Here is a 23,247-nt window from a genome sequence, read left to right on the forward strand (position 1 = left end):
GTGCCTTTCAGGTCAGCGTGCGCACAGGGCTGCCGTCGAGGTAGGCGGCGATGTCCTCGACCGCTTCCCGGTAGTACGTGCGGTAGTTGTGCTCGGTGACATAGCCGAGGTGCGGGGTGGCCAGCACGTTCGGCAGGGTGCGCAGGGGGTCGTCGGCGGGCAGGGGCTCGGTGTCGAAGACGTCGAGACCGGCGCCGGCGATCCAGCCCTCGCGCAGGGCACGCAGCAGCGCCTCCTGGTCGACGATGGCGGCGCGGGAGGTGTTGACCAGGAAGGCGTGCGGGCGCATGGCGCGCAGTTCCGGCTCGCCGAGCAGCCCGCGGGTGCGGTCGGACAGCACGAGGTGGACCGAGACGAAGTCGCTGCGGCGCAGCAAGTCCTCCTTGCTGTCGGCGAGTTGGACCCCCTCTTCCGCCGCCCGCTCGGCGGTGAGGTGCTGACTCCACGCCAGGACCTCCATGCCGAAGGCGGCGGCGACCCTGGCCACCCGCGTACCGATCTTCCCGAGGCCGAGCAGGCCCAGGGTGCGACCGTGCAGGTCCTGCCCGACGGTGGACTGCCACGGCCCGCCCTCGCGCATCGCCCGGCTCTCGACGGTGACCTGCCGGGCGAGGCCGAGCAGCAGCGCCCAGGTCAGCTCGACGGGCGGGGTGGAGCTGCTGGCCGTACCGCACACGGTCACCCCCTGGGCTGCCGCCGCGGCGAGGTCGATGGAGGCGTTGCGCATCCCCCTGGTCACCAGGAGCCGCAGCCGGGGCAGCCGACTCAGCAGATCGGCGTCGAAGGGCGTGCGCTCTCGCATGGCCACGACGATCTCGCAGTCGGCCAGTTCGGCGGCCAGCTTGTCCCGGTCGGCGATGTGTTCACGGAACGCACGCACCTCGACCCGGCCCTCGAGGCCACTCCAGTCCGCCAGGGCCAGGGCGGCGCCCTGGTAGTCGTCCAGCACAGCGCAGTAAACGGTCATACGGGCATTCTGCCTGTCCGCTGTGGCAGGCCGCCCTTGGAGGTCACTCGGCGACATCGACGCCGTAACCGCGAGCGAGGTCGGCCAGTCCATGGTCGTACCCCTGCCCGACGGCACGCAGCCGCCATCCGTCGCCCCTGCGGTAGAGCTCGGCGAGGATCAGGGTGCGCTCGGTGGTGGCGGCGTCGAGGGTGGCCCGGGCGGCCGGGGCCGCGCCGACCCCGCGGGTGACGGTGATCTCGACGGCCCCGACGTCGGCGAAGGTCGCGGCACCGTCGATCGCGGCGGCGACGACGACCCGGTGGACTTCCAGGGGCAGCCGCTCCGGATCGACGGTGACGGCCTGCTCGGTCGGACCGTCCGTGGCGAGCCGTACGGTGCCGTCCGGGTGCTCGGGGGCACCGTAGAAGACGAAGTCCTCGTCCCCCGCCACCTGTTCCCGCGCATCGACCGCGAAGGCGACGACATCCACGTCGCACACGGTCTGCTGACGCCAGGTGGCGGCCACCGTCCAGGCCGTGCCGGTGTCGGAGAGGTCGAGGACGGCACCGCGGACCAGTATCGCCGCCGTGTCCGACACTTCCCCGGCCGTGCCCGGCGCCGCAGCCGGGGCGGGCGCGAGAAGCCAGTCGGCGTCGTGCACCCGCAGACCGAGGGTGGCGATGCGCCCCATCCGTCGGTCCGCTTCCCCGCCGGGGAGTACGACGACGTCGGTCACGCTCGCCGACAGGTTCACCGCGGCCGAGGCACCGAGAGCGACGGCACGCGCCCGTGCTTCCGCGGCCGCGTCGTGGGTGCCGCCCAGGACGAGAACCCGGCGGCCGCCGAGCGACGGGGCGGCGGTGCGCTGGGTCGGAAGGCCAGGTACCGGCACGGGTTCGGCCGCAGGTCGTACGGCCTTCGCCTCAGTGGGCGTTCCCTCGGCACGCCGCTGCCGGGCCACGCCCTTGGCCTGCCCGGGCCGCACGTTCTCCAGCAACCGCAGATACGTCGCCTCGTCCACCGACCCGACCCCCGCCTCCGCGGCACGACGCAGCTTCCCGGACCCGGCGCCGGGGTCGTTGGTGACGACGACGCTGGTCTGGCCGCTGACCGAGGTCATCACATTCAGCCCGGCCGCCACCGAACGGGCGACGAGTTCCTCACGGGCGATCCGCGTGTCCCCTGTGATCGCGACCTTCATGCCCTGCACCAGCACCCCGCCCGGCTCCAGCCGCCCCGGATTGCGGTACGCACAGGGCGTCTTGGGCACGTACGGCTTGTAGTCCTGGCGAGGCGGACACTCCAGCAGCGGCAGGGACAACCCCAGCCGCTCGGCCGCGCCCAGCGAGCCGCGCAGGATGCCGGAGAGCACGCGTACGTCGTCCCGCGCGTCGTGGGCCTTCTCCTGCCGCACCCCGTAGTGCGCGGCGAGCGTGCCCAGCTTGAGGTCGGGCGTCGCGGGCCCGACGAGACGGTTGAGGGCCAGCGTGCACAACCGCCTGCTGACCGGCACCCAGGACCGAACATGGGCGAACTCGTGGGCCAGGAAGTCGTAGTCGAACTGCGCGTTGTGCGCGACCAGGACCCGACCGCTGAGCAGGGCCCCCACCTGAGGCGCGATCTCCTCGAAGGTGGGCGCACCGGCGAGACGCTCGGAAGTGAGACCGTGGATGTGCACAGGGCCGGGGTCGCAGCCCGGGTCGAGGAGGGTGGCGTACTCCCCCGTCTGCCGCCCCTGCGGGTCCAGCGTGACGATGGCGAGGGACAGCACCCGGTCCCGGCCGGGCCGCAGCCCCGAGGTCTCCACGTCCACGAGCGCCCAGTCGTGGAAGTACTCGGACTGGGTAGGCCACTTGAGCTCGGACGACAACAGGACCATAGGGCGCTTTCCCTCCCCCGGTGCGGCGAGCGGAGAGCCACTGCTCAGACCCTCTCGACCCGTCGGCGACGATCAACCAGGTGGGATTTTCGCACGCGAGGTGCGTGATACGTGAAGCCCCCGTGAAGGTCCCCGTGAAGACCCCCGCCCACAACTCACTGCCGCGTGCTGCCCATTTCGGCGGCGAAGAGCACGGGATCGCTGTCGTACCCCCGCACCATCCCGCGGAACCGCCACGCCCCGGACGCATCCCTGGTGAACTCCGCGACGGTCGCGGCGGTGGCGTCTGCGACACCCGCGAAGTCGTCCGCCAGCAACGGCCGGTACCCGTCGAGGACGACCACGCCGGCGTTGGCTATCTCCCCGAACGTACGAGGCCCGGTGTCCTGATGAATGGCCACCCCGACCACCACCCGCTCATAGGCGGACGACACCCGGTCGAACTCCAGCACCATCGCCTCGACGAACCCGTACCCCATACCGGTCTCGCTGTGCCGCGTCATGTTGATCGTGCCGTCCGGCGACCGGCTCTCGTAGTGCACGACATACACCGGCCGCCCGTGGGGATCGTCGACCGAGTAGGTCGCGGCGATGATGTCGAGATGCCGAGGCGGCTCCCCGTACGGGCTCGGATCCCATCGAAGCTTCACTTCGACCTTGCCCAGCCCGTCCCCGACCCCACTCACCCTGCCACTCCCCCTCATGCCGGGGCTAGACGCCCCCGTAACGTGAAGTATGCGTCGTGGCCAGCACTTTGATGCCTCGTCAACGGTCCCAGAATTCGGTCAAGATTTCTCCGGCCGGGTGCAAGCCGTTCCTCATGTCCCCATATGCCAGCGGGACTCGGCCGGCCCCAGCGCCACGTCCACGATCATGTCCTCCTGGCCGCCGACGAGCCTCTCGCGGTCGACGCGTACCGGGCGGTCCTGAAGCGGACGCGGGTGATGGTCCTGCGGGCCCGGCGTTCCAGCGGTCCGCGCAGCACCGACTCGCGGACGTCGGCGGGCGCGTGGGCCTGCTGACGTCCGCCCGTCTTGGCCACGTAGACCACTTCGGTGCCTTCGTGGATGCCGAGGTGGACCAGTTCGTGCGTGCGCTCGTACAGACACGGCGAGTGCCTTTGTCCGCCTCTCCGAGAGCCTCGTGCGTCATACGCGCGCCCATGCCGATCGATGCCCCGACCAGAGGCTGCGTGGTGACAGGCCATGCCCCTGGGACTGTGCGAGTCGGCGATCACGGAGACGTCACAAGGATGACCGAGAAGGCGCTTCGTCGGCCGTATCCCGGCGGACACACCGGGACGGCAGCGTCGGCACAGCACATTCCGGCAACAAGGCGCTTTCGGGGTGGATCAGGTCGGGGCGGCACCCCGTACGTTCTGCCGAACTTCGGAGGGCGGATCGAGGAGTGTGCGCGTGTTCAACCAGAACCGAGTCCTGCGAGGAGTGGCTGCTGTCGTGTCCATATCACTGGTGGCAGGATGCGGCGTATTCTCCAGCAGCGCAGAGGCCGGCGGACCCATAGTCGTCGGGACGACCAGCGCCCCCAGCACCCTCGATCCCGCCGGGTCCTGGGACGGCTCCTGGGAACTGTTCCGGAACATCTACCAGACGCTGCTCGCCTACCCCGACGGCGCCACCACCCCCCAGCCCGACGCCGCCAAGAGCTGCGCCTTCACGGACTCAGGCAACCGCACCTACCACTGTGAACTGCGCTCCGGCCTGAAGTTCACCGATGGCGACACACTCGACGCACGGGCCGTCAAGTACTCCGTCGACCGGATCCGGACCATCAACGCGCCCAGTGGCCCGGCCGGACTGCTCGGCAGCCTCGACCAGGTGCAGGTGATCAATGACCGCGAGGTGGTCTTCCACCTCAACAAGGCCGACGCCACCTTTCCGTTCGTGCTCGCCACCCCGGCCATGTCGATCGTCGACCCCGAGGACTACCCCGCCAAGTCGCTGCGCAGGGACGAGTCGGCACAGGGCTCCGGGCCGTACGCGCTCAAGTCCTACGACGACGGCGAGAAGGCCGAACTCGTCCGCAACAACGACTACCAGGGCTTCGCCGACCGGCAGAACGACGCGGTGACCCTCCGCTACTTCCATGATTCAGCCACGATGGTCGAAGCCCTGCGGTCCGGGGCGATCGATGTCACCTACCGTGGCATTGCCGCGTCCGACATCGTTGCCCTGCAGTCGTACAACTCCTCCGACCTGCAACTGATCGATGGCTCCGGTATCGACATCAACTATCTGGTGTTCAACCCCAAGGACCCATGGGCCAGGATTCCGGCCGTACGCAAGGCCGTTGCCCAGGTCGTAGACCGCCCGGCCATCGCCTTCCGGGTCTACCGGGGCACCGTCGACCCGCTCTACTCCATGGTCCCGGCCGGGCTGACCGGCCACACCCCCGGCTATTTCGACACCTATGGCGACCCCAGTACCTCCAAGGCCCGCAAGATCCTTGCTGCCGCCGGCATCACCCAGCGGGTTCCGCTCACTGTCTGGTACACCACGGACCGCTACGGCTCGGGGACCACGAAGGAGTTCCAGGAGCTCAAGCGGCAACTGGACGGCTCGGGCCTGTTCACCATCACCCTCAAGGGCCGGCCGTGGAAGGAGTTCGTCTCCGGTTACCAGAAGGGTGAGTACCCGGTGTTCGGGCGCGGCTGGTTCCCCGACTTCCCCGACCCCGACTGCTTCATCACCCCCTTCGTCGGTGACCACAACGCCCTCGGCACGCCTTATCCGTCACCCGTGATCACCGGCAAACTGCTGCCGGACTCCCGCAGCGAGAGCGACCGCGGCGAGGTCGTCGAGGACTTCGAGAGGGCCCAGCAGATCCTCGTCGACGACGCCCGCCTGATCCCGCTCTGGCAGGGGCGGCAGTACATCGCGGCCAGCGACGACATCTCCGGCGGCGAAGAGGCGCTCGACCCCTCGACGATCATGAAGATGTGGGAGCTGCACCGCAAGACCAGTTGGTGAATCGGCCGTCCGGCGCTGCTCGTCGGTACACACGCCACGAGCAGGCCCGGTGTGCAGTACGCCGGATCCGTTCTTGAGGCAGCAGGCCCGGCCGTCCTCGCGGTCCGGGCGACCGTTTCGGGCGGCGACTGTCACCGGTACGGCCGCCGGTCGGCGCCGTCCTCGGTGATGGCCGCGTGGGCACCGAGGATCTGGCGGTGGCCGTCGACGTTGACGCGGACCTCGATCAGCGCGTGCCCGACGAGGGTGCGGCACCGTCCCACGTGGCAAGGAGGCCGGCGGGGAAGCCGACGGTACGGGTCCTTCTTCCGTCGACGGACAGCCCATAGCGCAGCACGGATGACATCTCCGTCCCTGTCGTCGTCGCGGTGAGGGTCCAGAACTCGACCCGCATCGGCGCCGGTTCGCACAACGGCCGGGCATCGCCCTCACGCCGTGCCCCTGTCACGACCGCCGCGTCCTGGGAGGGCGACCCGCTCCCGTCGGTCGCCTCGTGGAAGGTCACCACGGACCGCAGCCCGCAACCAGCAGCGCGAGAGCCATCGCGCACCCTGTCCAAGCCCCGGGGCTCAGCCGGCGGCGGGTCCTGTCCGTGTTCGCCCTCGATCGGATCGTGCGGCCCGCGGGCATCTCGTGGCCCGGGCGGCGAGCGGTCTGTCCGGACCCCGCCCACGGCGGGGTCGTTCGACCGGCCGCTGTGTCCGTGCCGTGACCGGGAAGGCGCTCCGATGGCCGATGCGTGGCGTGCCGTGCGTCTCGTACCGCGTGCTCCGGAGGGCCTCGCGGGAGACGGTCTGCCGATCCGGTGGGCCGGCCCTGGCGATCCGTCGCCGAATTCGCCAAAGGGTTGAGCGCTTGTCGTCTCCTCTTCACGATGTGCCTGTCAAGTGCCCGACGGCAGGACCTCGGGCCCCAGCGCTGCAGAAGCGAGTCCAGCATGGTGCGTGTCCGTGCGTCTTTGTCTCAACTGCCCGCCTACGTCCCGGGCCGCAAACTGCCCGGAGCCATCGTTCTGGCCAGCAACGAATCGCCCCACGGACTGCTGCCCGGGGTGGCCGGCACGCTCGCGGAGGCGGCGGGCGGAGTGTCGCGGTATCCCGACCTGGATGCCACCGACCTGGTCCAGGCCCTGGCCGCGCACCACGAAGTCGATCCGGAGCGGATCGCGGTGGGCGCAGGCTCCTCCGAGGTCTGCGGACAGTTGCTGCACACGGTCGTCAGCCCCGCCGACGAGGTCGTCTTCGGCTGGCGCTCCTTCGAGGCGTACCCGATCCTCACCGCGGTCGCGGGCGGAACAGCGGTGAAGGTGCCCCTGCGTGAACACACTCTCGACCTCGACGCCATGGCCAAGGCGATCACCGACCGGACCCGGCTGGTGTTCGTGTGCAACCCCAACAACCCCACCTCCACCGCGCTCGGAGAGCGGGAGCTGCTCGACTTCGCCGACCGGGTGCCACGGGACGTGCTGATCGTCGTCGACGAGGCGTACCGGGAGTACGCCGATCCCTCCCTGGTCCCCGACGCCCTCGCCCTCCTCGGCGACCGGCCGAACGTGGTGGTGCTGCGGACCTTCTCGAAGGCGTACGGCCTGGCGGGGCTGCGCGTCGGCTACTGCATCGCACAGCCCGGTCTCGTCTCCCAGGTGCGCAAGACCCAGGTGCCGTTCAGTGTCAGCGCCCTCGCCCAGCGGGCAGCCGTCCTCGCCCTTGGCGAAGGCGCGGAGGTCGCCCGGCGGGCCGCGCTCACGGTCGCCGAACGGGACCGTGTCACCCGGCGGTTGCGTGAGCTGGGCCACGATGTCCCCGACTCCCACTCCAACTTCGTCTGGCTGCCGCTCGCCGACGACAGCGCGGACTTCGCCGCGCACTGCCTCGACGGGAGGGTCGTGGTCCGCCCGTTCCTCGGTGAGGGCGTCCGGGTGACGATCGGTCTGCCGGAGGAGAACGACGCCCTGCTCGCACTCGCCACGGCGTGGAGAGGCTGAAGGCGATGCGCCCCAGCGCGTACGAACGGCATCGCGAGCTGCTCCAGAGCGTCGCTCGGGGCCTCGCCGCCGGTGAGCGCCGCCGTCCCTTCACCGAGGCGACCGGCCAGGACGCGGCCGAGGCGGGGATGAGATCGACACGCACCGCCGGGAAGGTGTTCGACTCCCTGCTGGGGAAGCCCTTCGAACTGGGCCAGCCCGGCGAAGTCGGCCGCGTGGGCACCGAGTCCTCGCCGTACTTCGGCGATCTGGGTATCGCCTACCCACGCTGTGACCCGTCGGAGCTGGTCGCGGCGGCTGCGCGGGCCGCGGCAGGCTGGCGGGCCGCGGGGCCGTACCAGCGCGCGGGACTCGCCGTGGAGATCCTGCGTCGGCTGAACACCCGCAGTCACGAGCTGGCCCTTGCGGTACACCACACCACCGGCCAGCCGCTGTCGGCCGCGCTGCGCGCCGCCGGGCCGCGCGCCCAGGACCGCGCGCTGGAAGCCGTGGCCCAGGCGTTCACCGAGTCGGAGCGTGTCCCGGCCGACCTGCGGTGGGAGAGCGCCGTACGGGGCGGGCGGCCGCTGGCGATGCAGGGCGGCTGCGCCCTGGTGCCCCGCGGGGTGTCGCTGCTCGTGGGCTGTCCGGACTTCCCGCTGTGGAACGGGTATCCAGGCCTGTTCGCCAGCCTGGTGACCGGCAACCCCGTCATCGTCGCCCCGCATCCGCGCTCGGTGCTCCCGTTGGCGATCACGGTGCGGGTCGCCCGGCAGGTGCTCGCGGAAGCCGGTCATCTCCCGGATGTCGTGACCCTGGCGGTGGCGGAACCGGAGCGGAGGGTGCACCAGCGGCTGGCCACGGACCCGGAGGTGCGCATCGTCGACTTCACCGGCTCCGCGCGATTCGCCGACTGGCTGGAAGTGCACGCCCGTCAGGCCGTCGTGTTCGCCGACCGGAGCGGGCTGAACACCATGGTCGTGGACTCGACCGAGGACTACCGGGGCCTGGTGCGGGGCCTCGCCCTCGCCATGTGCCTGTGCAACGGCACGGTGCGCACCACGCCGCAGAACATCCTGGTGCCCGAGCGGGGCTTCGGTACCGACGAGGGCCACAAGACCCTCCGGGATCTCGGGGCCGACCTCGGCGAGGCCGTGGACCGTCTGCTCGGGCATCCCACACGCGTGGCTCGGGTGCTGGGCGCGATCACCTGCGACGAGGTGCGCGGCGCCCTCGCCGGGGCCTCGCGGCACGGCCCGGTCCTGCACGCCTCCGCTCCCGTGCCCCACCCGGATCATCCGCACGCCGATGTGCGCAGCCCGCTGCTCGTGCGGCTGCGGGCCTCGGACGAACGCGTCTACACACGCGAATGGCCCGGACCGGTCTCCTTCCTGGTGGGGACCGAATCGACCTCGCACAGTCTGGCGCTCCTGCGGCGTGCGGCGGCGCGGCACGGCGCGCTCCACGCGTCGGTGCACTCCACCGATCCGCTGGTGCTGGCGGCCGCCGAGACGGCGGCGCTGGGCGCCGGGGCTCATCTGACGGTGAACCTCGCCGACCTGCCGGCCGACCCTTCCTCGGCCCTCGCCGACCCGCCGGGCAGCGCCGCCCATTTCGTCACCGGACGGTTCCGTGTCGTGCGTTCCCGGTGGCCGGTACCGCAGGCCGCTGCCCGGCCGGCCCAGGCGGCGGAACAGCCGGCTGCCCGCGTGCCGGAGCCCGCCTCGGTCGCCGTCCCGGACTCCGGCCCGGCCGCCGAACTGATCGACGTGTGAGCGGGCCGGTCCTCACGCGGTCCAGACGGCGCCGCGCCCACGTACCTCGTCGAAGACCAGCCAGGTGCGGGTCGAGCGCACTCCCGGCACCGCCTGGATGCTCTCCAGCACGACCTGGCGCAGGACCATGTTGTCCGGTGCGCGCACCAGCACCAGCACATCGAAGTCGCCTGTGACGAGCGCGACATGCTCTACGTACGGGATCTCGCGCAGAGCGCGGGAGATGTCACGCCAGGCGTTCTGGTCGATGCTCATCGTGACGTAGGCGCTGGTACCGAGGCCGGCCCGCTGTGCGTTCAGCTGTGCCGTGAAGCCCGTGATGACGTCCTCGGCCACCAGTCTGCCGATGCGCGTGTAGGCGTTGGCCCGGGAGATGTGGACCTGCTCGGCGAGCGCACGGACCGAGATCCGGCCGTCGCCGAGGAGCCTGCTGAGGATCTGACGGTCGATGTCGTCGAGCGGGACGGCACTTTGTCCCACCACCGAGCCTGCCGGTGCGTTTTCCTCAGACACATTGTTCTCCCGATTCGCTCAATTCGGCAGTTCATCGCCAGTTCGGCCGAGCTATTGAACACATATTCCGTGGTCGCGACCATTCTCCTGTCAAGTGTCCAGAGAAAGTGAGTGCCCTCCATGTCTGTGAAGAGCCTCCGCCAGACGGTCCAGGGCCTCCTGCCGTCACTGACGCCCGTGCGATTCGTGGCCGAGGACGGCACGCCGGTCGCCAGGCAGCCGGCCGACTACGCCGAGCCCTCGCTGGAGGTCCTGCGCGAGGCCTTCCGGCAGATGGTCCTGGGACGCCGGTTCGACACCCAGGCGACCGCGCTCACCAAGCAGGGCCGGCTCGCGGTCTACCCGTCCAGCCGGGGCCAGGAGGCCTGCCAGATCGGCGCCGTGCTCGCACTGCGCCCGGACGACTGGCTGTTCCCCACCTACCGCGACTCGGTGGCCCTGGTGTCCCGCGGCATCGACCCGATCGAGGTGCTGACGCTGCTGCGCGGCGACTGGCATTGCGGTTACGACCCCGCCGCCACCCGTGTCGCCCCGCAGTGCACCCCGCTGGCCACACAGGTGCTGCACGCGACCGGTATGGCCGAGTCCCTGCGCCGCGCGGGCCACGACGGCGTGGCGATGGCCCTCGTCGGCGACGGTGCCACCAGTGAGGGCGACTTCCACGAGGCGCTGAACTTCGCGGCCGTCTTCCGCGCGCCGGTCGTCTTCTTCGTCCAGAACAACAAGTACGCGATCTCCGTACCGCTGGCCCGGCAGACCGCGGCGCCCGCGCTCGCGTACAAGGGCATCGGCTACGGCGTGCGCTCCGAGCAGGTCGACGGCAACGACCTGGTCGCCGTGCTGGCGGTGCTGACCACGGCCGTCGAGCACGCGCGCGCCGGAGGTGGTCCCGTCCTGGTCGAGGCGCACACCTACCGCATGGACGCGCACACCAACGCCGACGACGCCACCCGCTACCGGGAGGACGACGAGGTCGAACAGTGGCGGGGTGCCGACCCGGTCGACCGGCTTGAGGCGTTCCTGCGCTCGCGGAACGCGCTCACCGACGAGGACGTGGCTGCGCTGCGGGAGGAGGCCGAGGACCTGGCCGCGCGGGTGCGCGCGGGCATGAACGCGGACCCCGAGCTGGACCCACTGGAGCTGTTCGCCCACGTCTACGCCGAGCCGACGCCTCAACTGCTCGAACAGCGGGCGCAGTTGGCGGCCGAGCTGGCGGAGGCCGACGCCGCCCCCGCACCGCACGAGCAGGAGGACTGAACACGATGGCCAAGGTCACGATGGCGCAGGCGCTGAACACCGCCCTGCGCGACGCTCTGCGCGAGGACGAGCGGGTGCTCGTCTTCGGCGAGGACGTCGGTCCGCTCGGCGGGGTGTTCCGCATCACCGACGGGCTGACGCGCGACTTCGGAGAGCAGCGCTGCTTCGACACCCCGCTGGCCGAGGCCGGCATCGTCGGTCTGGCGGTCGGCATGGCGATGGGCGGGTTCCGGCCCGTGGTGGAGATGCAGTTCGACGCCTTCGCGTACCCGGCGTTCGAGCAGGTCGCCTCCCACGTCGCCAAGTTCCGCAACCGCACCCGCGGGCGGATCGGCCTGCCGATGGTCATCCGCATCCCGTACGCGGGCGGGATCGGCGGAGTGGAGCACCACTGCGACTCCAGTGAGGCCTACTACGCGCACACCCCGGGACTGAAGGTCGTCACCCCGGCAACGGCCGAGGACGCGTACTGGCTGCTGCGCGACGCGGTGGCCGACCCCGACCCCGTGATCTTCCTGGAGCCGAAGAAGCTGTACTGGTCACGTGAGGAGGCCGACCTGGAGGCGCGGGAGGCACCGCCGTTCGGCCGGGCGGCGATCCGCAGGGCAGGGCGCGACGCCACGCTGATCGCCTACGGACCGTCGGTCCCGGTGGCCCTGGCGGCGGCCGAGGCTGCCGCCGAGGACGGGATCGACCTGGAAGTCGTGGACCTGCGGACCCTGGTGCCCTTCGACGACGAGACCGTCACGGAGTCGGTCCGCAGGACCGGGCGGTGCGTGGTCGTGCAGGAGGCCCAGGGCTTCGCGGGAGTCGGCGCGGAGATCGCCGCGCGGGTCCAGGAGCGCTGTTTCCACTCCCTGGCCGCGCCCGTGCTGCGGGTCTCCGGCTTCGACATCCCCTATCCGCCGCCGAAGCTGGAGTATGCGCACCTGCCCGGCGTCGACCGGATCCGCGACGCCGTCGACCGGCTGCAGTTCGGCGACGAGCCGGACACCCGCCACCTCGTGAAGGGAGCGGTCGCATGACCACCGCAACACTGCACGAGCAGCTGTTCCGGCTGCCCGACCTCGGCGAGGGACTGACCGAGGCGGAGATCATCGACTGGAAGGTCGCCGTCGGCGACACGGTGACGATCGACCAGATAGTGGTCGAGGTGGAGACCGCCAAGGCCGCGGTCGAGGTGCCGGTCCCGTACGCCGGCACCGTGCTGCGGCTGCACGCCGAGGCGGGCACGGCGCTGGGGGTGGGCGAACCGTTGATCACGGTGGGGTCGGGTGTCCCCGCCGGGGCCGACGGCACCGGCGGACGTCCGGGTGAGGATGCCGCCGAGCGCTACCGCGAGGAGGAGCAGGCCGGCTCCGGGAACGTGCTGATCGGCTACGGCACCGGCCACGAACCTGCGCCGCGCCGTCGCCGACGACGAGGCGCCCCGACCGCCACGGCTTCCGCGACTTCCGCGACTTCCGCGATCGATTCGACGGCCGCGGCAGGCCCGGCGGCCGTGGTTGTGCCGGCGGCCGACTCGGCGTTCGCGGCCGACTCGACGTCCACGGCCGGTCCCACGCCCACGGCAGGCCCAGCGACGGCGGCAGGCCCAGCGGCCGCAGTTGTGCCGCACGCCCCCCGGGCCATCTCGCCCCTCGTGCGGAGAATGGCCCGGGAACACGGAATCGATCTCACCGCGCTGGCGCCTTCCGGTCCCGCCGGAGTGGTCCTTCGACGCGATGTGGAGCAGGCCGTCGCCCAGGGCACGCGCCCCCCGGCGGAGCCCGCCCCCAGTGTGGAGCCCGTCTCCAACGGTCCCGTGCGTATCCCGCTGCGCGGTGTCCGCCGGGCCGTGGCGGACAAGCTCTCGCGCAGCCGGACCGAGATCCCCGACGCCACCACCTGGGTCGACGTGGACGCCACCGGACTGCTCCAGGCCAAGAAGGCACTGGAGGCCGCCGAACCGGGCCGTCGCGTCGGACTGCTCGCACTGCTGGCCCGGATCTGCGTCGCCGGTCTGCGCCGCTACCCCGAGTTGAACTCGGCAGTCGACACCGAACGGCGGGAGATCCTGCGCTTCGAGGAGGTGCACCTCGGCTTCGCCGCCCAGACCGACCGCGGGCTGGTCGTCCCCGTCGTACGCGACGCCCATCGGCTGACGACCGTACAACTGGCCGCCGAACTCGCCCGGTTGACCGAACTGGCCCGGACCGGAAGCCTGCCGCCCGACAGGCTGACCGGCGGGACCTTCACCCTCAACAATTACGGGGTGTTCGGTGTCGACGGCTCGACGCCCATCATCAACCACCCCGAGGCGGCGCTCCTCGGTGTGGGCCGCATCGTCGACAAACCCTGGGTGGTCGACGGCGCGCTCGCCGTGCGCAAGGTCACGCAGCTCTCGTTCAGCTTCGACCACCGGGTCTGCGACGGCGGTGTGGCCGGCGGCTTCCTCCGCTTCGTGGCCGACTGCGTGGAGCGCCCGGCGACCCTGCTCGCCGACGTCTGATCCCACGCGTCTTCTCTTGTTCTCTCCGCCTGGGCACACCGCACTCATCCACCTACCGAACGTTCGGCCTGGAGCCTCATGTCCACCACCGATCAGCATCCCGACTTCTTCGCCCGCCACGCGGCCCTGCTCCACAAGGCCGCGGAACGTACCGCCGACCGCGGCTACTGGACGCCCCACCCGGAGACACCGAGCACCTCCGCCTACGGAGCCGACGCGGCCGCACAGGGCGAGGCCGCCTTCCGCGACCTCCTCGACGGCCGCTTCCCGCTCGACGGACACCCCACCACCGGCACCGTGCCCGCCGCGGAGGTGTCGCCCTACGGCTTTCCCCTCGGCGTCAGCTACCCCCAGCTGGTGCCCGAGTTGGCCGTGGCCACCGCCAAGGCGGCGGCCACGGCCTGGCGTGCCGCGAGCCCCGACACCAGGGCCGGCGTCGCCGCCGAGATCCTGGCCCGGCTCAACGCGGCCAGTTTCGAGATCGCGCACGCCGTCCAGCACACCACCGGTCAGCCCTTCGTGATGGCGTTCCAGGCCGGCGGACCGCACGCCCAGGACCGCGGGCTGGAAGCGGTCGCGTACGCCTGGGAGGCACAGCGGCGCCATCCGGCCACCGCGCGCTGGACGAAGCCCCGGCGCCGGGGCGGACCGCTGGTCATGGACAAGACGTACACGCCGGTCGGCCGGGGTGTCGCGGTGCTCGTCGCCTGCAACACCTTCCCCACCTGGAACGGCTATCCGGGGCTCTTCGCGAGCCTGGTCACCGGTAACCCTGTCGTCGTCAAGCCGCACCGAGGGGCCGTGCTGCCGCTGGCGATCACCGTGCGGATCGCGCGTGAGGTGCTGGCGGAGGCGGGTTTCGACCCGGATGTCGTCCTGCTGGCCGCCTCGCGTCCCGAGGAGCGCATCGCCACCGACCTGGCCACCCATCCCGACGTGCGGATCGTGGACTTCACCGGTTCCAGCGAGTTCGGCGACTGGCTGGAGGCCAACGCCCGCCAGGCCGTCGTACACACCGAGAAGGCGGGGCTGAACACCGTCGTCGTGGACTCCGCGGACGACTACGCGGGGCTGCTGCGCAACCTGGCGTTCTCGCTGGCGCTCTACAGCGGCCAGATGTGCACCACGCCGCAGAACATCCTGGTGCCCCGCGACGGTTTCCCCACCGACCAAGGGCCGCGTACGGCCGACGAGTTCGCCGCCGATCTGGGCTCCGCGCTGGACGACCTGCTCGGCGATCCGGCCCGCGCCGCCGCCACCCTCGGCGCGATCGTGAACGGCGGAGTCCTCGCGCGGCTGGAGGAGGCGGCAGCCCTGGGCCGTACCGCCCATCCGTCGCGGACCGTGGAGCACCCGGACCACCCGGACGCCGTCGTGCGCACCCCGCTGGTGGCCCTGCTCGACGCCGAGGCCGACGAGAAGACATACACGAGCGAGTGGTTCGGGCCGGTCTCCTTCGTCATCGCCACCGACGACACCGCGCACTCCCTGCGCGTCCTGCACGACACCGTACGGCGCCACGGCGCGCTCACCGCCTGCGTGTACGCGACGGACGAGGGCGTGCTGGCGGCGACGCGTGCGACGGCCCTGGAAGCCGGGGTGCATCTCTCGGAGAACCTGACCGGGGACGTGTTCCCCAACCAGTCCGCCGCCTTCAGCGACTTCCACGGCACCTCGGCCAACCCGGCCGCCAACGCGACCCTGACCGACCCGGCGTTCGTCCACAGCCGGTTCTCGGTCCTCCAGTCCCGCCGTCACGCCACCACGGAGGAGCAGGCCCATGTCCGATGAGGTCTATCTGGTCGACGGGGCCCGCACCCCGCAGGGCCGCTACCGCGGGGCTCTGGCCTCCGTACGCCCCGACGACCTGGCCGCCCTCGTCGTCGGCGAGGCGGTGCGGCGCTCCGGCATCCCGGCCGAGGCCGTCGACGAGGTGATCCTCGGCGCCGCTAACCAGGCCGGCGAGGACAACCGCAACGTGGCCCGGATGGCCGCCCTGCTCGCAGGTCTGCCGCACACCGTGCCCGGATACACCGTCAACCGGCTGTGCGCCTCCGGGCTGACGGCCGTGGCGTCCGCGGCCCAGACGATACGAGCGGGCGAGGCCGACATCGTCGTGGCGGGCGGAGCGGAGTCGATGACCCGCGGTCCCTGGGTGATGGCCAAGCCGGGCACGCCCTGGGCCCGGCCCACCGAGGTGCACGACACCCCCCTCGGCTGGCGGTTCACCAACCCGCGTTTCCCTGCCGAGACCACCGTGTCGATGGGTGAGACCGCCGAGGAGGTCGCCGCCCTGGACGGCATCACCCGCCTGGAGGCCGACGCCTTCGCGCTGCGCAGCCACCGGCGGGCCGTGGCCGCCCAGCAGGCGGGCCGGTTCGACCGGGAGATCGTCCCGGTGCCGGTGAAGGACGGCGAGGTCACCCAGGACGAGGGGCCCCGGCCGGCCACCACGCTGGAGAAGCTGGGCGCGCTGCGCACCTCCTTCCGCAGCGACGGGATCGTCACCGCGGGCAACTCCTCCCCGCTGTCCGACGGGGCGGCCGCCCTGGTGGTGGCGAGCGCGGCGGCGGTCGAACGGTACGGGTTGACTCCCCGCGCCCGTGTCGTCACCGCCGCCTCGGCCGGGGTCGAGCCCCGCCTCATGGGGCTGGGCCCCGTGCCGGCCACCACGAAGGCGCTGGACCGGGTGGGCTGGAACGCCGACGACCTCGACGCGGTCGAGCTGAACGAGGCGTTCTCCTCCCAGTCGCTCGCGGTGATCCGCAGGCTGAAGCTCGACGAGGACCGGGTCAACGCCGACGGCGGAGCCATCGCGCTGGGCCACCCGCTGGGCTGCTCCGGCGCCCGCATCGTGCTCACCCTGCTCGGCCGGTTGGAACGCGAGGACGGCCGCCGGGGCCTGGCGAGCATGTGCGTGGGCGTCGGGATGGGTGTGTCGATGCTGGTGGAGCGCGTATGAGCACGACCGTCGACACCGCGTACGACACCCTGCTCGTCGAGCGGCGCGCGGACCGCGTCGTCGTGACCCTGCACCGCCCCGAGTCCCGCAATGCCATCAACGGCCGCATGATCGCCGAACTGCACGGTGTGTGCGAGGAGTTGGAACGCGACCCCAAGCTGCTGCTGCTCACCGGGCACGGCGGGGTGTTCGCCGGGGGCGCCGACATCGCCGAACTGCGCGAACGCGGGCGGGAGGAGGCGCTGCAAGGCATCAACAGCCGTCTGTTCGAGCGGGTCCGCAGACTGCCCATGCCCACCGTGGCCGCTGTACCCGGCTGGGCACTGGGCGGCGGCGCCGAGCTGGCGTACGCCTGCGACATCCGGATCGCCGGGCCGGACGCGGTCTTCGGCAACCCCGAGCCGGGGCTGGGCATCCTCGCCGCCGCCGGCGCGTGCCGGCGGCTGCCGGAACTGGTCGGCGAGTCGGTGGCCAAACAGGTTCTGCTCGCCGGTCGCACGCTCGACGCCCGGGCCGCGCTCGCCTGCGGCCTGGTCATGGACGTCGTACCGGCGGACCGGCTGATCGTCGAGGCCCATGCCCTGCTGGACCGCATGGCCCGCTCCTCGGCGCTCGCCCTGCGGCTCACCAAGCTCGTCACGGACGCCCCGGGGGTCCATCCCGTGGCCGACGACCTTGCTCAGGCCGTGCTCTTCGAGAGCCCGGACAAGGAGGAGCGCATGACGCGCTTCCTGGAGAAGAAGGGAGGCCGGGCATGATCCCGGCATCAGCACCGCCCGCCGTCGTGGGGGTGATCGGCGGCGGCCGCATGGGCGCCGCGATCGCCCAGTCGTTCGCGGCCGCCGGGTCACGCGTGGTCGTCGTGGAGCGCGACGGGGCCGCAGCGGCCGCCGCTGTGGACCGGATCGTCAAGGGACTTCACCAGGCGACCGAGCGGGGGACGCTCGCAGGACCGCCGGACCTTGACGTGCCGGACCGGGTCACCGTCGTCTCCTCGGTCGGAGAACTGCCCCACGACGCGGACCTGGTCGTCGAGGCCGTCCATGAAGACGCCTCGCTCAAGGTCGGGTTGCTGACCGCTGCCGAGGATGTCGTCCGCGACGGGTGCGTGCTGGCCAGCAACACGAGTTCCCTGTCCATCACCGAACTCGCGGCGGCCGTGAGGCTTCCCGGGCGGTTCCTGGGGATGCACTTCTTCAATCCGGTGCCTGTGTCCGCCCTCGTGGAACTGGTCCTGGCCCCCGACACCACCGCGTCGACCCGGGCCGCGGCGGTCCGCTGGACGCACGCGCTCGGCAAACAGGATGTCGTCGTCAAGGACTCCCCCGGGTTCGCCAGCAGCCGACTCGGCCTCGCCCTCGGTCTTGAGGCGATCCGCATGGTGGAGGAAGGGGTCGCCGACCCGGAGGCCGTCGACAAGGCCATGCATCTGGGCTACCGGCACCCGATGGGGCCGCTGCGCCTGACCGACGTGGTGGGACTCGACGTACGGCTCGCCATCGCCGAACACCTGCACAAGACGCTCGGGGATCGGTTCGCCCCGCCCCGGCTCCTGCGCGAGAAGGTCACCCGCGGAGAACTGGGCCGCAAGACCGGTCAGGGGTTCTACCGATGGTGAACCACGACGGCACGACCGCGCAGGCGGACCGCGTGTACGGGGTGACGTACGAGGTCACCGACGGCGTCGCGGTCCTCGAACTGAGCGGCTCCGGCAGCGGCAACCCGCTCGACGCGCACCTGCGCGGCTCGCTCCTCCAGGCCGCGCGCCGCCTGACGACGGACACCGCACGCGGTGTCCGGGCGGCCCTGCTCACCGCCCGCGGCAAGCACTTCTCGGTCGGACAGGACCTCCGCGAGCATGCCCGACTGCTCGAAACGGCGCCGGCGAAGGCCTTCGCGAACCTGCCCACCCATTTCAACCCGCTGGTGACGGAACTGAGCGCGCTGCGGGTGCCGCTCGTCGTGGCCGTCGAGGGCGCCTGCGTGGGTGCGGGCCTCGGCATCGCACTCTGCGGCGACGTGCGCGTGGCCGCGGAGAGCGCCCGGTTCGCGACCGCCTTCGGCAACCTCGCGCTGGCCTCCGACTCCGGAGTCGCCCGCGCCCTGGTACGCCAGCTCGGCCCGTCCCGGACCAGCGGGCTCATGCTGCTCGGCGACCGGTTCTCCGCACGGGAGGCCGCGGAGTGGGGACTGGTGCACCGCGTGGTGCCGGACGGCTCCGCCGCGGCCGCAGGACTGGCCCTCGCCCGTCGCCTCGCCGACGGCCCCACCGCCGGGTACCGGGAGACCAAGGCACTGCTGCGGTCGGCGGGGACCTCGACACTGCCGGCCACGCTGGAGCGCGAGGCGGTCGTCCAACGCCGGCTCGGCGCCACCGACGACCACCACGAGGCCGTCACCGCCTTCCTGGAGCGCCGCGCTCCCCTCTTCCGCGGTCACTGACCCCTCCCGCCCGCCACCGACCACGACAGGACATCACCATCATGAGCAACCCCACCGCAGCGCCCCCGGGGGCAGACGACCCCGAGGCCGCCTTCGAGAGCACCATCGCCCGGGACCAGCGCATCGAACCCCGCGACTGGATGCCCGACTCCTACCGGGCCACGCTCGTCCGGCAGATCGCCCAGCACGCCCACTCCGAGATCATCGGCATGCAGCCGGAGGGCGAGTGGATCACCCGGGCGCCCTCGTTGCGCCGCAAGGCGATCCTCTTCGCCAAGGTGCAGGACGAGGCGGGGCACGGGCTGTACCTCTACTCGGCGGCCGAGACGCTCGGCGCCGACCGCACGGAGCTGACGGAGCGGCTGGTCGACGGCCGCCAGAAGTACTCCTCGATCTTCAACTACCCCACCCGCACCTTCGCCGACGTCGGGGTGATCGGCTGGTTCGTGGACGGGGCCGCCATCTGCAACCAGGTCCCGCTGTGCCGCACCTCGTACGGCCCCTACGGCCGTGCCATGGTCCGCATCTGCAAGGAGGAGTCCTTCCACCAGCGACAGGGCTACGAACTGCTGCTGACCATGATGCGCGGCACCGACGAACAGCGTGCCATAGCGCAGGACGCCGTCGACCGCTGGTGGTGGCCGTCCCTGATGATGTTCGGCCCGCCCGACGACGACTCCCCCAACTCGGCGCGGTCCATGGCCTGGGGGATCAAGCGGCACTCCAACGACGCCCTGCGGCAGCGCTTCGTCGACATGACCGTCCCGCAGGCCCGGAAACTGGGTGTCACGCTGCCCGACCCGGACCTGCGCTGGAACGAGCAGCGCGGTCACCACGACTTCTCCGCCCCGGACTGGGACGAGCTGAAGCGGGTCGTCTCCGGCGACGGACCGTGCAACACCGAGCGCGTCGCCCGTCGCAGGGCCGCGCACGAGGAGGGTGCCTGGGTACGGCGGGCCGCCGCGGCGCACGCCGCCAGGCGGGCCGACCGGCAGCGGGAAGGAGCGGCGGCATGACCTCCGAGAAGCAGGCATGGCCGTTGTACGAGGTGTTCGTACGCGGCAAGCGCGGGCTCAACCACGTCCACGTCGGCTCCCTGCGCGCCGCCGACGACGAGATGGCCCTCCTGCACGCCCGCGACCTGTACACCCGGCGCAACGAAGGCGTCAGCATCTGGGCGGTGCGCTCGGACACCATCGCCGCCACCGCGCCCGACGAGAAGGACCCCTTCTTCGCACCGAGCGGCGACAAGGTCTACCGGCACCCCACCTTCTACGCCATCCCCGACGACGTGCCCCACATCTAGTGCCGCGTCCGGCAACACCCAGGAACATCTAGGAGCAGCACATGACCGACGAGGATCTGTACGTCGACGGCGACAGCGCGCGGTGGGCGTTCGGCACCGGTTTCACCGACCCCCTGCACGGCGTCGACCAGGCCGTGCCCGACGGTGTCGACGCGGGTGATCTGGCTGCCTGCTGCCTGGCCCTGGGCGACGATGCCCTGGTCTCCGCCCAGCGGCTGGCCGAGTGGTGCACCCGCGCCCCGGAGCTGGAGGAGGAGCTGGCGCTGGCCAACATCGGCCTGGACCTGCTGGGCCAGGCCCGCCTGCTGTACGCGAGAGCCGGCCGGGCCGACGGCACCGGCCGGGACGAGGACGCGTACGCCTACTTCCGCGACCCGGCGGACTTCCGCAACGTACGGCTCGCCGAACTGCCGGGCGGCGACTTCGCGTTCACGATCGTCCGCCTGCTGGTGCTGTCGGCCTGGAGACTGGCCCTGTGCGAGGCACTGACCGCCGCGCCCGACTCGGTGCTGGCCGCCATCGCCGCGAAGAGCGTCAAGGAGCTGGCCTATCACCTGCGCTACGCCGTGGACTGGACCCTCCGACTCGGTGACGGCACCGTGGAGTCCCGCACCCGCATGGCAACTGCCGTGGAGGGCATCGCCCCCTGCCTGGACGAGTTGTGGGCGGACCACGCCGCGGCGCGGCTCGGCGTCGATCCCGCCGCCGTCGCCGACCGGACCCGGCTCGAACTGTCCGCCGTGCTGGCGGAGGCCGGTCTGAACCGATCCGGGATCGTAGCCTCGCGCGACCCGTCGGCGGCCGCTCTTGCGGGCTCCGGCCGCGACGGAGACCACACCCGGCACCTGGCACCTCTCCTGGCGGAACTGCAGAGCATCGCCCGTGCCCACCCGGACGCGTCGTGGTGACGGCGTCGCCCGAGCACGCCGGGCACCGCGGGGAACGGGCGGAACACGCACGACGGGTGGCCGCCGGGGTCCCCGACCCCGAACTGCCGATGCTGACGCTGGCCGACCTCGGGGTGCTGCGCGCCGTCGAGGTCGGGCCGGACGGAACCGTGGTCGCGCGGATCACCCCGACGTACGCGGGCTGCCCCGCCGTGGCCGAGATGCGTGCCGAGGTCGCGTCCCGGCTGCGCGCCGCCGGCTTTCCCGACGTGCGGGTGGTCACGGTGCTCGACCCGCCGTGGACCACCGACCGGATCAGCGAGGAGGGCCGGCGCAAGCTGGCGGAGCACGGCATCGCACCGCCCGGCTCACGGAATGCGCCGCACCCGGCACCGGGCCGTACCTGGCTCACCCTGACCCGCGCCCCGGCCGCCGTGCCCTGCCCGCGCTGTGCCTCGGCCGACACCGAGGAGATCTCGCACTTCGCCGCCACCCCCTGCACGGCGCTTCGGCGCTGCCGCGCCTGTCTGGAGCCCTTCCCGCACGTCAAGGACCTGCCATGACCCTCCCCGCACCTTCTGTGCCCCTGCCGTCCCGGCGCCGTCCGGTGTTCCACGCCCTGCGTGTGGCCGACGTAGAGCCGCTGTGCGCCGACGCCGCGGCGCTCACCCTGGAGATCCCCGACCGCCTCGCCGACGAGTTCGCCTTCCGTCCCGGTCAGAGTCTCACCGTGCGCCGCGAGATCGATGGCCGCGACGAGCGGCGCTCCTACTCCATCTGCTCACCGGCCGGTACGGCACCGCGTATCGGCGTCCGAGTCGTACCGGGCGGGCTGTTCTCCTCCTGGCTCGTGCACGGCGTACGGCCCGGGGACGTCCTGCACGTCATGGCACCGGCCGGAGCGTTCAGCCCCGATCTCGGCGACGGCGGCCACCTCGGTCACCATGTGCTCGTCGCCGCCGGGTCGGGTATCACGCCGATGCTGTCGATCGCCGCATCCGTCCTGGCCGCGGACGAGACCTCACGCATCACGCTCCTGTACGGCAATCGCCGCTCCGGCTCCGTGATGTTCGCCGACGAGCTCGCCGACCTGAAGGACCGGTACCCGGCCCGCTTCCAGCTCGCCCACGTCCTGTCCCGCGAGCCGCGGGAGGCCGACCTGCTCTCCGGCCGTCTCGACACCGAACGGCTCACCGCGCTGCTCGACGCGCTCGTCGAGGTCCGCGAGGTCGACCACTGGTGGCTGTGCGGCCCGCACGGCATGGTCCGCGACGCCCGCACGCTCCTCGCCGGGCTCGGCGTCCCGGCCGGCCGCGTCCACCAGGAACTGTTCCACGCGGACGAGGAACCGCCCGCGACACCCACCGCCGACCACGACGACGCCACCGACCGCGGCCCGACGAGCGAGGTCACCGTGGTCCTCGACGGCAGGGCCACCACGTTCTCGGCCCCGCGTCATCGCACCGTCCTCGACGGCGCCCAACAGACCCGCCCCGATCTGCCGTTCGCGTGCAAGGGGGGCGTCTGCGGAACCTGCCGCGCACTCGTCACCCACGGCCGGGCCGACATGCGCCGCAACTACGCGCTCGAACCGGAGGAGGTCTCCGCGGGTTACGTCCTCACCTGCCAGACCTTCGCCGCCTCCGACACCCTCACGATCGACTTCGACAGTTGAGGCATGTCGCGAACATCATCTCGGCCGACGGCAACGTGCTGGCGGACATCGGCGCCCGTGGTTCGTGCCGCAGACGTCCGACAGCGCTGCCAGGGCGCACAGCTCACGGGACGTCGGGCGGTTTCATCTGTTCCCACACCACGAAGCAGGTCGAGCCG

Annotated in this window: 22 protein-coding genes; 17 read left to right on the plus strand and 5 right to left on the minus strand. The window is 71.8% G+C overall.

The genetic code is table 11. From position 1 onward, the window contains the following. Positions 1–7 precede the first annotated feature (7 nt). The 3 genes from OG866_RS10880 to OG866_RS10890 form a co-directional block, all read right to left on the minus strand. Positions 8–967, minus strand: a complete 960-nt coding sequence (locus OG866_RS10880) for a D-2-hydroxyacid dehydrogenase family protein (protein ID WP_329333738.1) — start codon at positions 965–967, stop codon at positions 8–10. Between the two features lie 43 nt (positions 968–1,010). Beyond that, a complete protein-coding gene (locus OG866_RS10885; RefSeq protein WP_329333739.1) occupies positions 1,011–2,828 on the minus strand; it encodes a TerD family protein in 1,818 nt (605 codons plus the stop codon). Positions 2,829–2,983: 155 nt separating this feature from the next. Next, positions 2,984–3,532 carry a TerD family protein gene (locus tag OG866_RS10890; RefSeq protein WP_329333741.1) on the minus strand — a complete coding sequence of 183 codons (549 nt, stop codon included), beginning with the start codon at positions 3,530–3,532 and terminating at the stop codon, positions 2,984–2,986. Positions 3,533–3,658: 126 nt separating this feature from the next. Here OG866_RS10890 and OG866_RS10895 point away from each other — a divergent pair, with 126 nt between their 5' ends. Together OG866_RS10895 and OG866_RS10900 are read left to right on the plus strand one after the other, a co-directional pair. Beyond that, the gene (locus OG866_RS10895; RefSeq protein WP_329333743.1) at positions 3,659–3,850 is read left to right on the plus strand and encodes a hypothetical protein; all 192 of its coding nucleotides are present in this window, start codon (positions 3,659–3,661) and stop codon (positions 3,848–3,850) included. A 393-nt stretch (positions 3,851–4,243) separates the two neighbouring features. Continuing rightward, positions 4,244–5,818: an ABC transporter substrate-binding protein gene (locus OG866_RS10900; protein ID WP_329333744.1), complete on the plus strand. Its 1,575-nt coding sequence runs from the start codon at positions 4,244–4,246 to the stop codon at positions 5,816–5,818. Positions 5,819–5,949: 131 nt separating this feature from the next. Here the strand turns inward: OG866_RS10900 and OG866_RS10905 are convergent, their stop codons facing one another. After that, positions 5,950–6,081, minus strand: a complete 132-nt coding sequence (locus OG866_RS10905) for a hypothetical protein (protein ID WP_329333746.1) — start codon at positions 6,079–6,081, stop codon at positions 5,950–5,952. Positions 6,082–6,755: 674 nt separating this feature from the next. Between OG866_RS10905 and hisC the strand changes: the two genes are divergently transcribed. Then, positions 6,756–7,802 (plus strand): histidinol-phosphate transaminase, encoded by a 1,047-nt coding sequence (hisC, locus tag OG866_RS10910; RefSeq protein WP_329333748.1) that lies wholly within the window; start codon positions 6,756–6,758, stop codon positions 7,800–7,802. Positions 7,803–7,807: 5 nt separating this feature from the next. Then, positions 7,808–9,556 carry an aldehyde dehydrogenase family protein gene (locus OG866_RS10915; protein ID WP_329333750.1) on the plus strand — a complete coding sequence of 583 codons (1,749 nt, stop codon included), beginning with the start codon at positions 7,808–7,810 and terminating at the stop codon, positions 9,554–9,556. 12 nt (positions 9,557–9,568) lie between these two features. Here OG866_RS10915 and OG866_RS10920 read toward each other — a convergent pair whose 3' ends face one another. Continuing rightward, the gene (locus OG866_RS10920; RefSeq protein ID WP_329333752.1) at positions 9,569–10,036 is read right to left on the minus strand and encodes an Lrp/AsnC family transcriptional regulator; all 468 of its coding nucleotides are present in this window, start codon (positions 10,034–10,036) and stop codon (positions 9,569–9,571) included. Positions 10,037–10,189: 153 nt separating this feature from the next. Between OG866_RS10920 and pdhA the strand changes: the two genes are divergently transcribed. The 13 genes from pdhA to paaE all read left to right on the plus strand — a co-directional run bounded on the left by pdhA (position 10,190) and on the right by paaE (position 23,089). After that, on the plus strand, positions 10,190–11,326 hold the full coding sequence (gene pdhA / locus OG866_RS10925; protein WP_329333754.1) for a pyruvate dehydrogenase (acetyl-transferring) E1 component subunit alpha: 1,137 nt from the start codon (positions 10,190–10,192) through the stop codon (positions 11,324–11,326). 5 nt (positions 11,327–11,331) lie between these two features. Beyond that, a complete protein-coding gene (locus OG866_RS10930; protein ID WP_329333756.1) occupies positions 11,332–12,351 on the plus strand; it encodes an alpha-ketoacid dehydrogenase subunit beta in 1,020 nt (339 codons plus the stop codon). Next, complete coding sequence (locus OG866_RS10935; RefSeq protein ID WP_329333758.1) at positions 12,348–13,817, plus strand: dihydrolipoamide acetyltransferase family protein; 1,470 nt, start codon at positions 12,348–12,350, stop codon at positions 13,815–13,817. The genes OG866_RS10930 and OG866_RS10935 overlap by 4 nt, the downstream gene beginning before the upstream one ends. A 78-nt stretch (positions 13,818–13,895) precedes the next feature. After that, positions 13,896–15,608 carry a phenylacetic acid degradation protein PaaN gene (paaN, locus tag OG866_RS10940; RefSeq protein ID WP_329333760.1) on the plus strand — a complete coding sequence of 571 codons (1,713 nt, stop codon included), beginning with the start codon at positions 13,896–13,898 and terminating at the stop codon, positions 15,606–15,608. After that, complete coding sequence (locus tag OG866_RS10945) at positions 15,598–16,779, plus strand: thiolase family protein (protein WP_329333762.1); 1,182 nt, start codon at positions 15,598–15,600, stop codon at positions 16,777–16,779. The genes paaN and OG866_RS10945 overlap by 11 nt, the downstream gene beginning before the upstream one ends. Next, positions 16,776–17,537 (plus strand): enoyl-CoA hydratase/isomerase family protein, encoded by a 762-nt coding sequence (locus OG866_RS10950; RefSeq protein WP_329333764.1) that lies wholly within the window; start codon positions 16,776–16,778, stop codon positions 17,535–17,537. The genes OG866_RS10945 and OG866_RS10950 overlap by 4 nt, the downstream gene beginning before the upstream one ends. Beyond that, a complete protein-coding gene (locus OG866_RS10955; protein WP_329333766.1) occupies positions 17,534–18,397 on the plus strand; it encodes a 3-hydroxyacyl-CoA dehydrogenase family protein in 864 nt (287 codons plus the stop codon). The genes OG866_RS10950 and OG866_RS10955 overlap by 4 nt, the downstream gene beginning before the upstream one ends. Next, a complete protein-coding gene (locus tag OG866_RS10960) occupies positions 18,391–19,221 on the plus strand; it encodes an enoyl-CoA hydratase/isomerase family protein (RefSeq protein WP_329333767.1) in 831 nt (276 codons plus the stop codon). Before OG866_RS10955 ends, OG866_RS10960 begins: the two co-directional genes overlap by 7 nt. A gap of 41 nt (positions 19,222–19,262) precedes the next feature. After that, positions 19,263–20,237 (plus strand): 1,2-phenylacetyl-CoA epoxidase subunit PaaA, encoded by a 975-nt coding sequence (gene paaA, locus OG866_RS10965; protein ID WP_329333769.1) that lies wholly within the window; start codon positions 19,263–19,265, stop codon positions 20,235–20,237. Next, a complete protein-coding gene (gene paaB / locus OG866_RS10970; RefSeq protein WP_329333771.1) occupies positions 20,234–20,527 on the plus strand; it encodes a 1,2-phenylacetyl-CoA epoxidase subunit PaaB in 294 nt (97 codons plus the stop codon). The genes paaA and paaB overlap by 4 nt, the downstream gene beginning before the upstream one ends. A 41-nt stretch (positions 20,528–20,568) precedes the next feature. Next, positions 20,569–21,435, plus strand: a complete 867-nt coding sequence (gene paaC, locus OG866_RS10975; protein ID WP_329333773.1) for a 1,2-phenylacetyl-CoA epoxidase subunit PaaC — start codon at positions 20,569–20,571, stop codon at positions 21,433–21,435. Continuing rightward, positions 21,429–21,977, plus strand: coding sequence for a 1,2-phenylacetyl-CoA epoxidase subunit PaaD (gene paaD / locus OG866_RS10980; protein WP_329333774.1), 549 nt, complete (start codon positions 21,429–21,431; stop codon positions 21,975–21,977). Before paaC ends, paaD begins: the two co-directional genes overlap by 7 nt. Further along, positions 21,974–23,089, plus strand: coding sequence for a 1,2-phenylacetyl-CoA epoxidase subunit PaaE (gene paaE / locus OG866_RS10985; protein ID WP_329333776.1), 1,116 nt, complete (start codon positions 21,974–21,976; stop codon positions 23,087–23,089). The genes paaD and paaE overlap by 4 nt, the downstream gene beginning before the upstream one ends. Positions 23,090–23,247: the final 158 nt, after the last annotated feature.

The sequence above is a fragment of the Streptomyces sp. NBC_00663 genome (genome assembly GCF_036226885.1).
Taxonomy (GTDB): Bacteria; Actinomycetota; Actinomycetes; order Streptomycetales; family Streptomycetaceae; genus Streptomyces.

Coding starts and splice junctions, on each gene's coding strand:
- paaB (WP_329333771.1), top strand. CDS start 20,234: ATGACCTCCGAGAAGCAGGCATGGCCGTTGTACGAGGTGTTCGTACGC.
- OG866_RS10950 (WP_329333764.1), top strand. CDS start 16,776: ATGAGCACGACCGTCGACACCGCGTACGACACCCTGCTCGTCGAGCGG.
- OG866_RS10930 (WP_329333756.1), top strand. CDS start 11,332: ATGGCCAAGGTCACGATGGCGCAGGCGCTGAACACCGCCCTGCGCGAC.
- paaN (WP_329333760.1), top strand. CDS start 13,896: ATGTCCACCACCGATCAGCATCCCGACTTCTTCGCCCGCCACGCGGCC.
- OG866_RS10955 (WP_329333766.1), top strand. CDS start 17,534: ATGATCCCGGCATCAGCACCGCCCGCCGTCGTGGGGGTGATCGGCGGC.
- paaA (WP_329333769.1), top strand. CDS start 19,263: ATGAGCAACCCCACCGCAGCGCCCCCGGGGGCAGACGACCCCGAGGCC.
- OG866_RS10960 (WP_329333767.1), top strand. CDS start 18,391: ATGGTGAACCACGACGGCACGACCGCGCAGGCGGACCGCGTGTACGGG.
- OG866_RS10935 (WP_329333758.1), top strand. CDS start 12,348: ATGACCACCGCAACACTGCACGAGCAGCTGTTCCGGCTGCCCGACCTC.
- OG866_RS10945 (WP_329333762.1), top strand. CDS start 15,598: ATGTCCGATGAGGTCTATCTGGTCGACGGGGCCCGCACCCCGCAGGGC.
- hisC (WP_329333748.1), top strand. CDS start 6,756: ATGGTGCGTGTCCGTGCGTCTTTGTCTCAACTGCCCGCCTACGTCCCG.
- paaC (WP_329333773.1), top strand. CDS start 20,569: ATGACCGACGAGGATCTGTACGTCGACGGCGACAGCGCGCGGTGGGCG.
- OG866_RS10885 (WP_329333739.1), bottom strand. CDS start 2,828: ATGGTCCTGTTGTCGTCCGAGCTCAAGTGGCCTACCCAGTCCGAGTAC.
- OG866_RS10880 (WP_329333738.1), bottom strand. CDS start 967: ATGACCGTTTACTGCGCTGTGCTGGACGACTACCAGGGCGCCGCCCTG.
- pdhA (WP_329333754.1), top strand. CDS start 10,190: ATGTCTGTGAAGAGCCTCCGCCAGACGGTCCAGGGCCTCCTGCCGTCA.
- paaE (WP_329333776.1), top strand. CDS start 21,974: ATGACCCTCCCCGCACCTTCTGTGCCCCTGCCGTCCCGGCGCCGTCCG.
- OG866_RS10915 (WP_329333750.1), top strand. CDS start 7,808: ATGCGCCCCAGCGCGTACGAACGGCATCGCGAGCTGCTCCAGAGCGTC.
- OG866_RS10890 (WP_329333741.1), bottom strand. CDS start 3,532: ATGAGGGGGAGTGGCAGGGTGAGTGGGGTCGGGGACGGGCTGGGCAAG.
- OG866_RS10895 (WP_329333743.1), top strand. CDS start 3,659: ATGCCAGCGGGACTCGGCCGGCCCCAGCGCCACGTCCACGATCATGTC.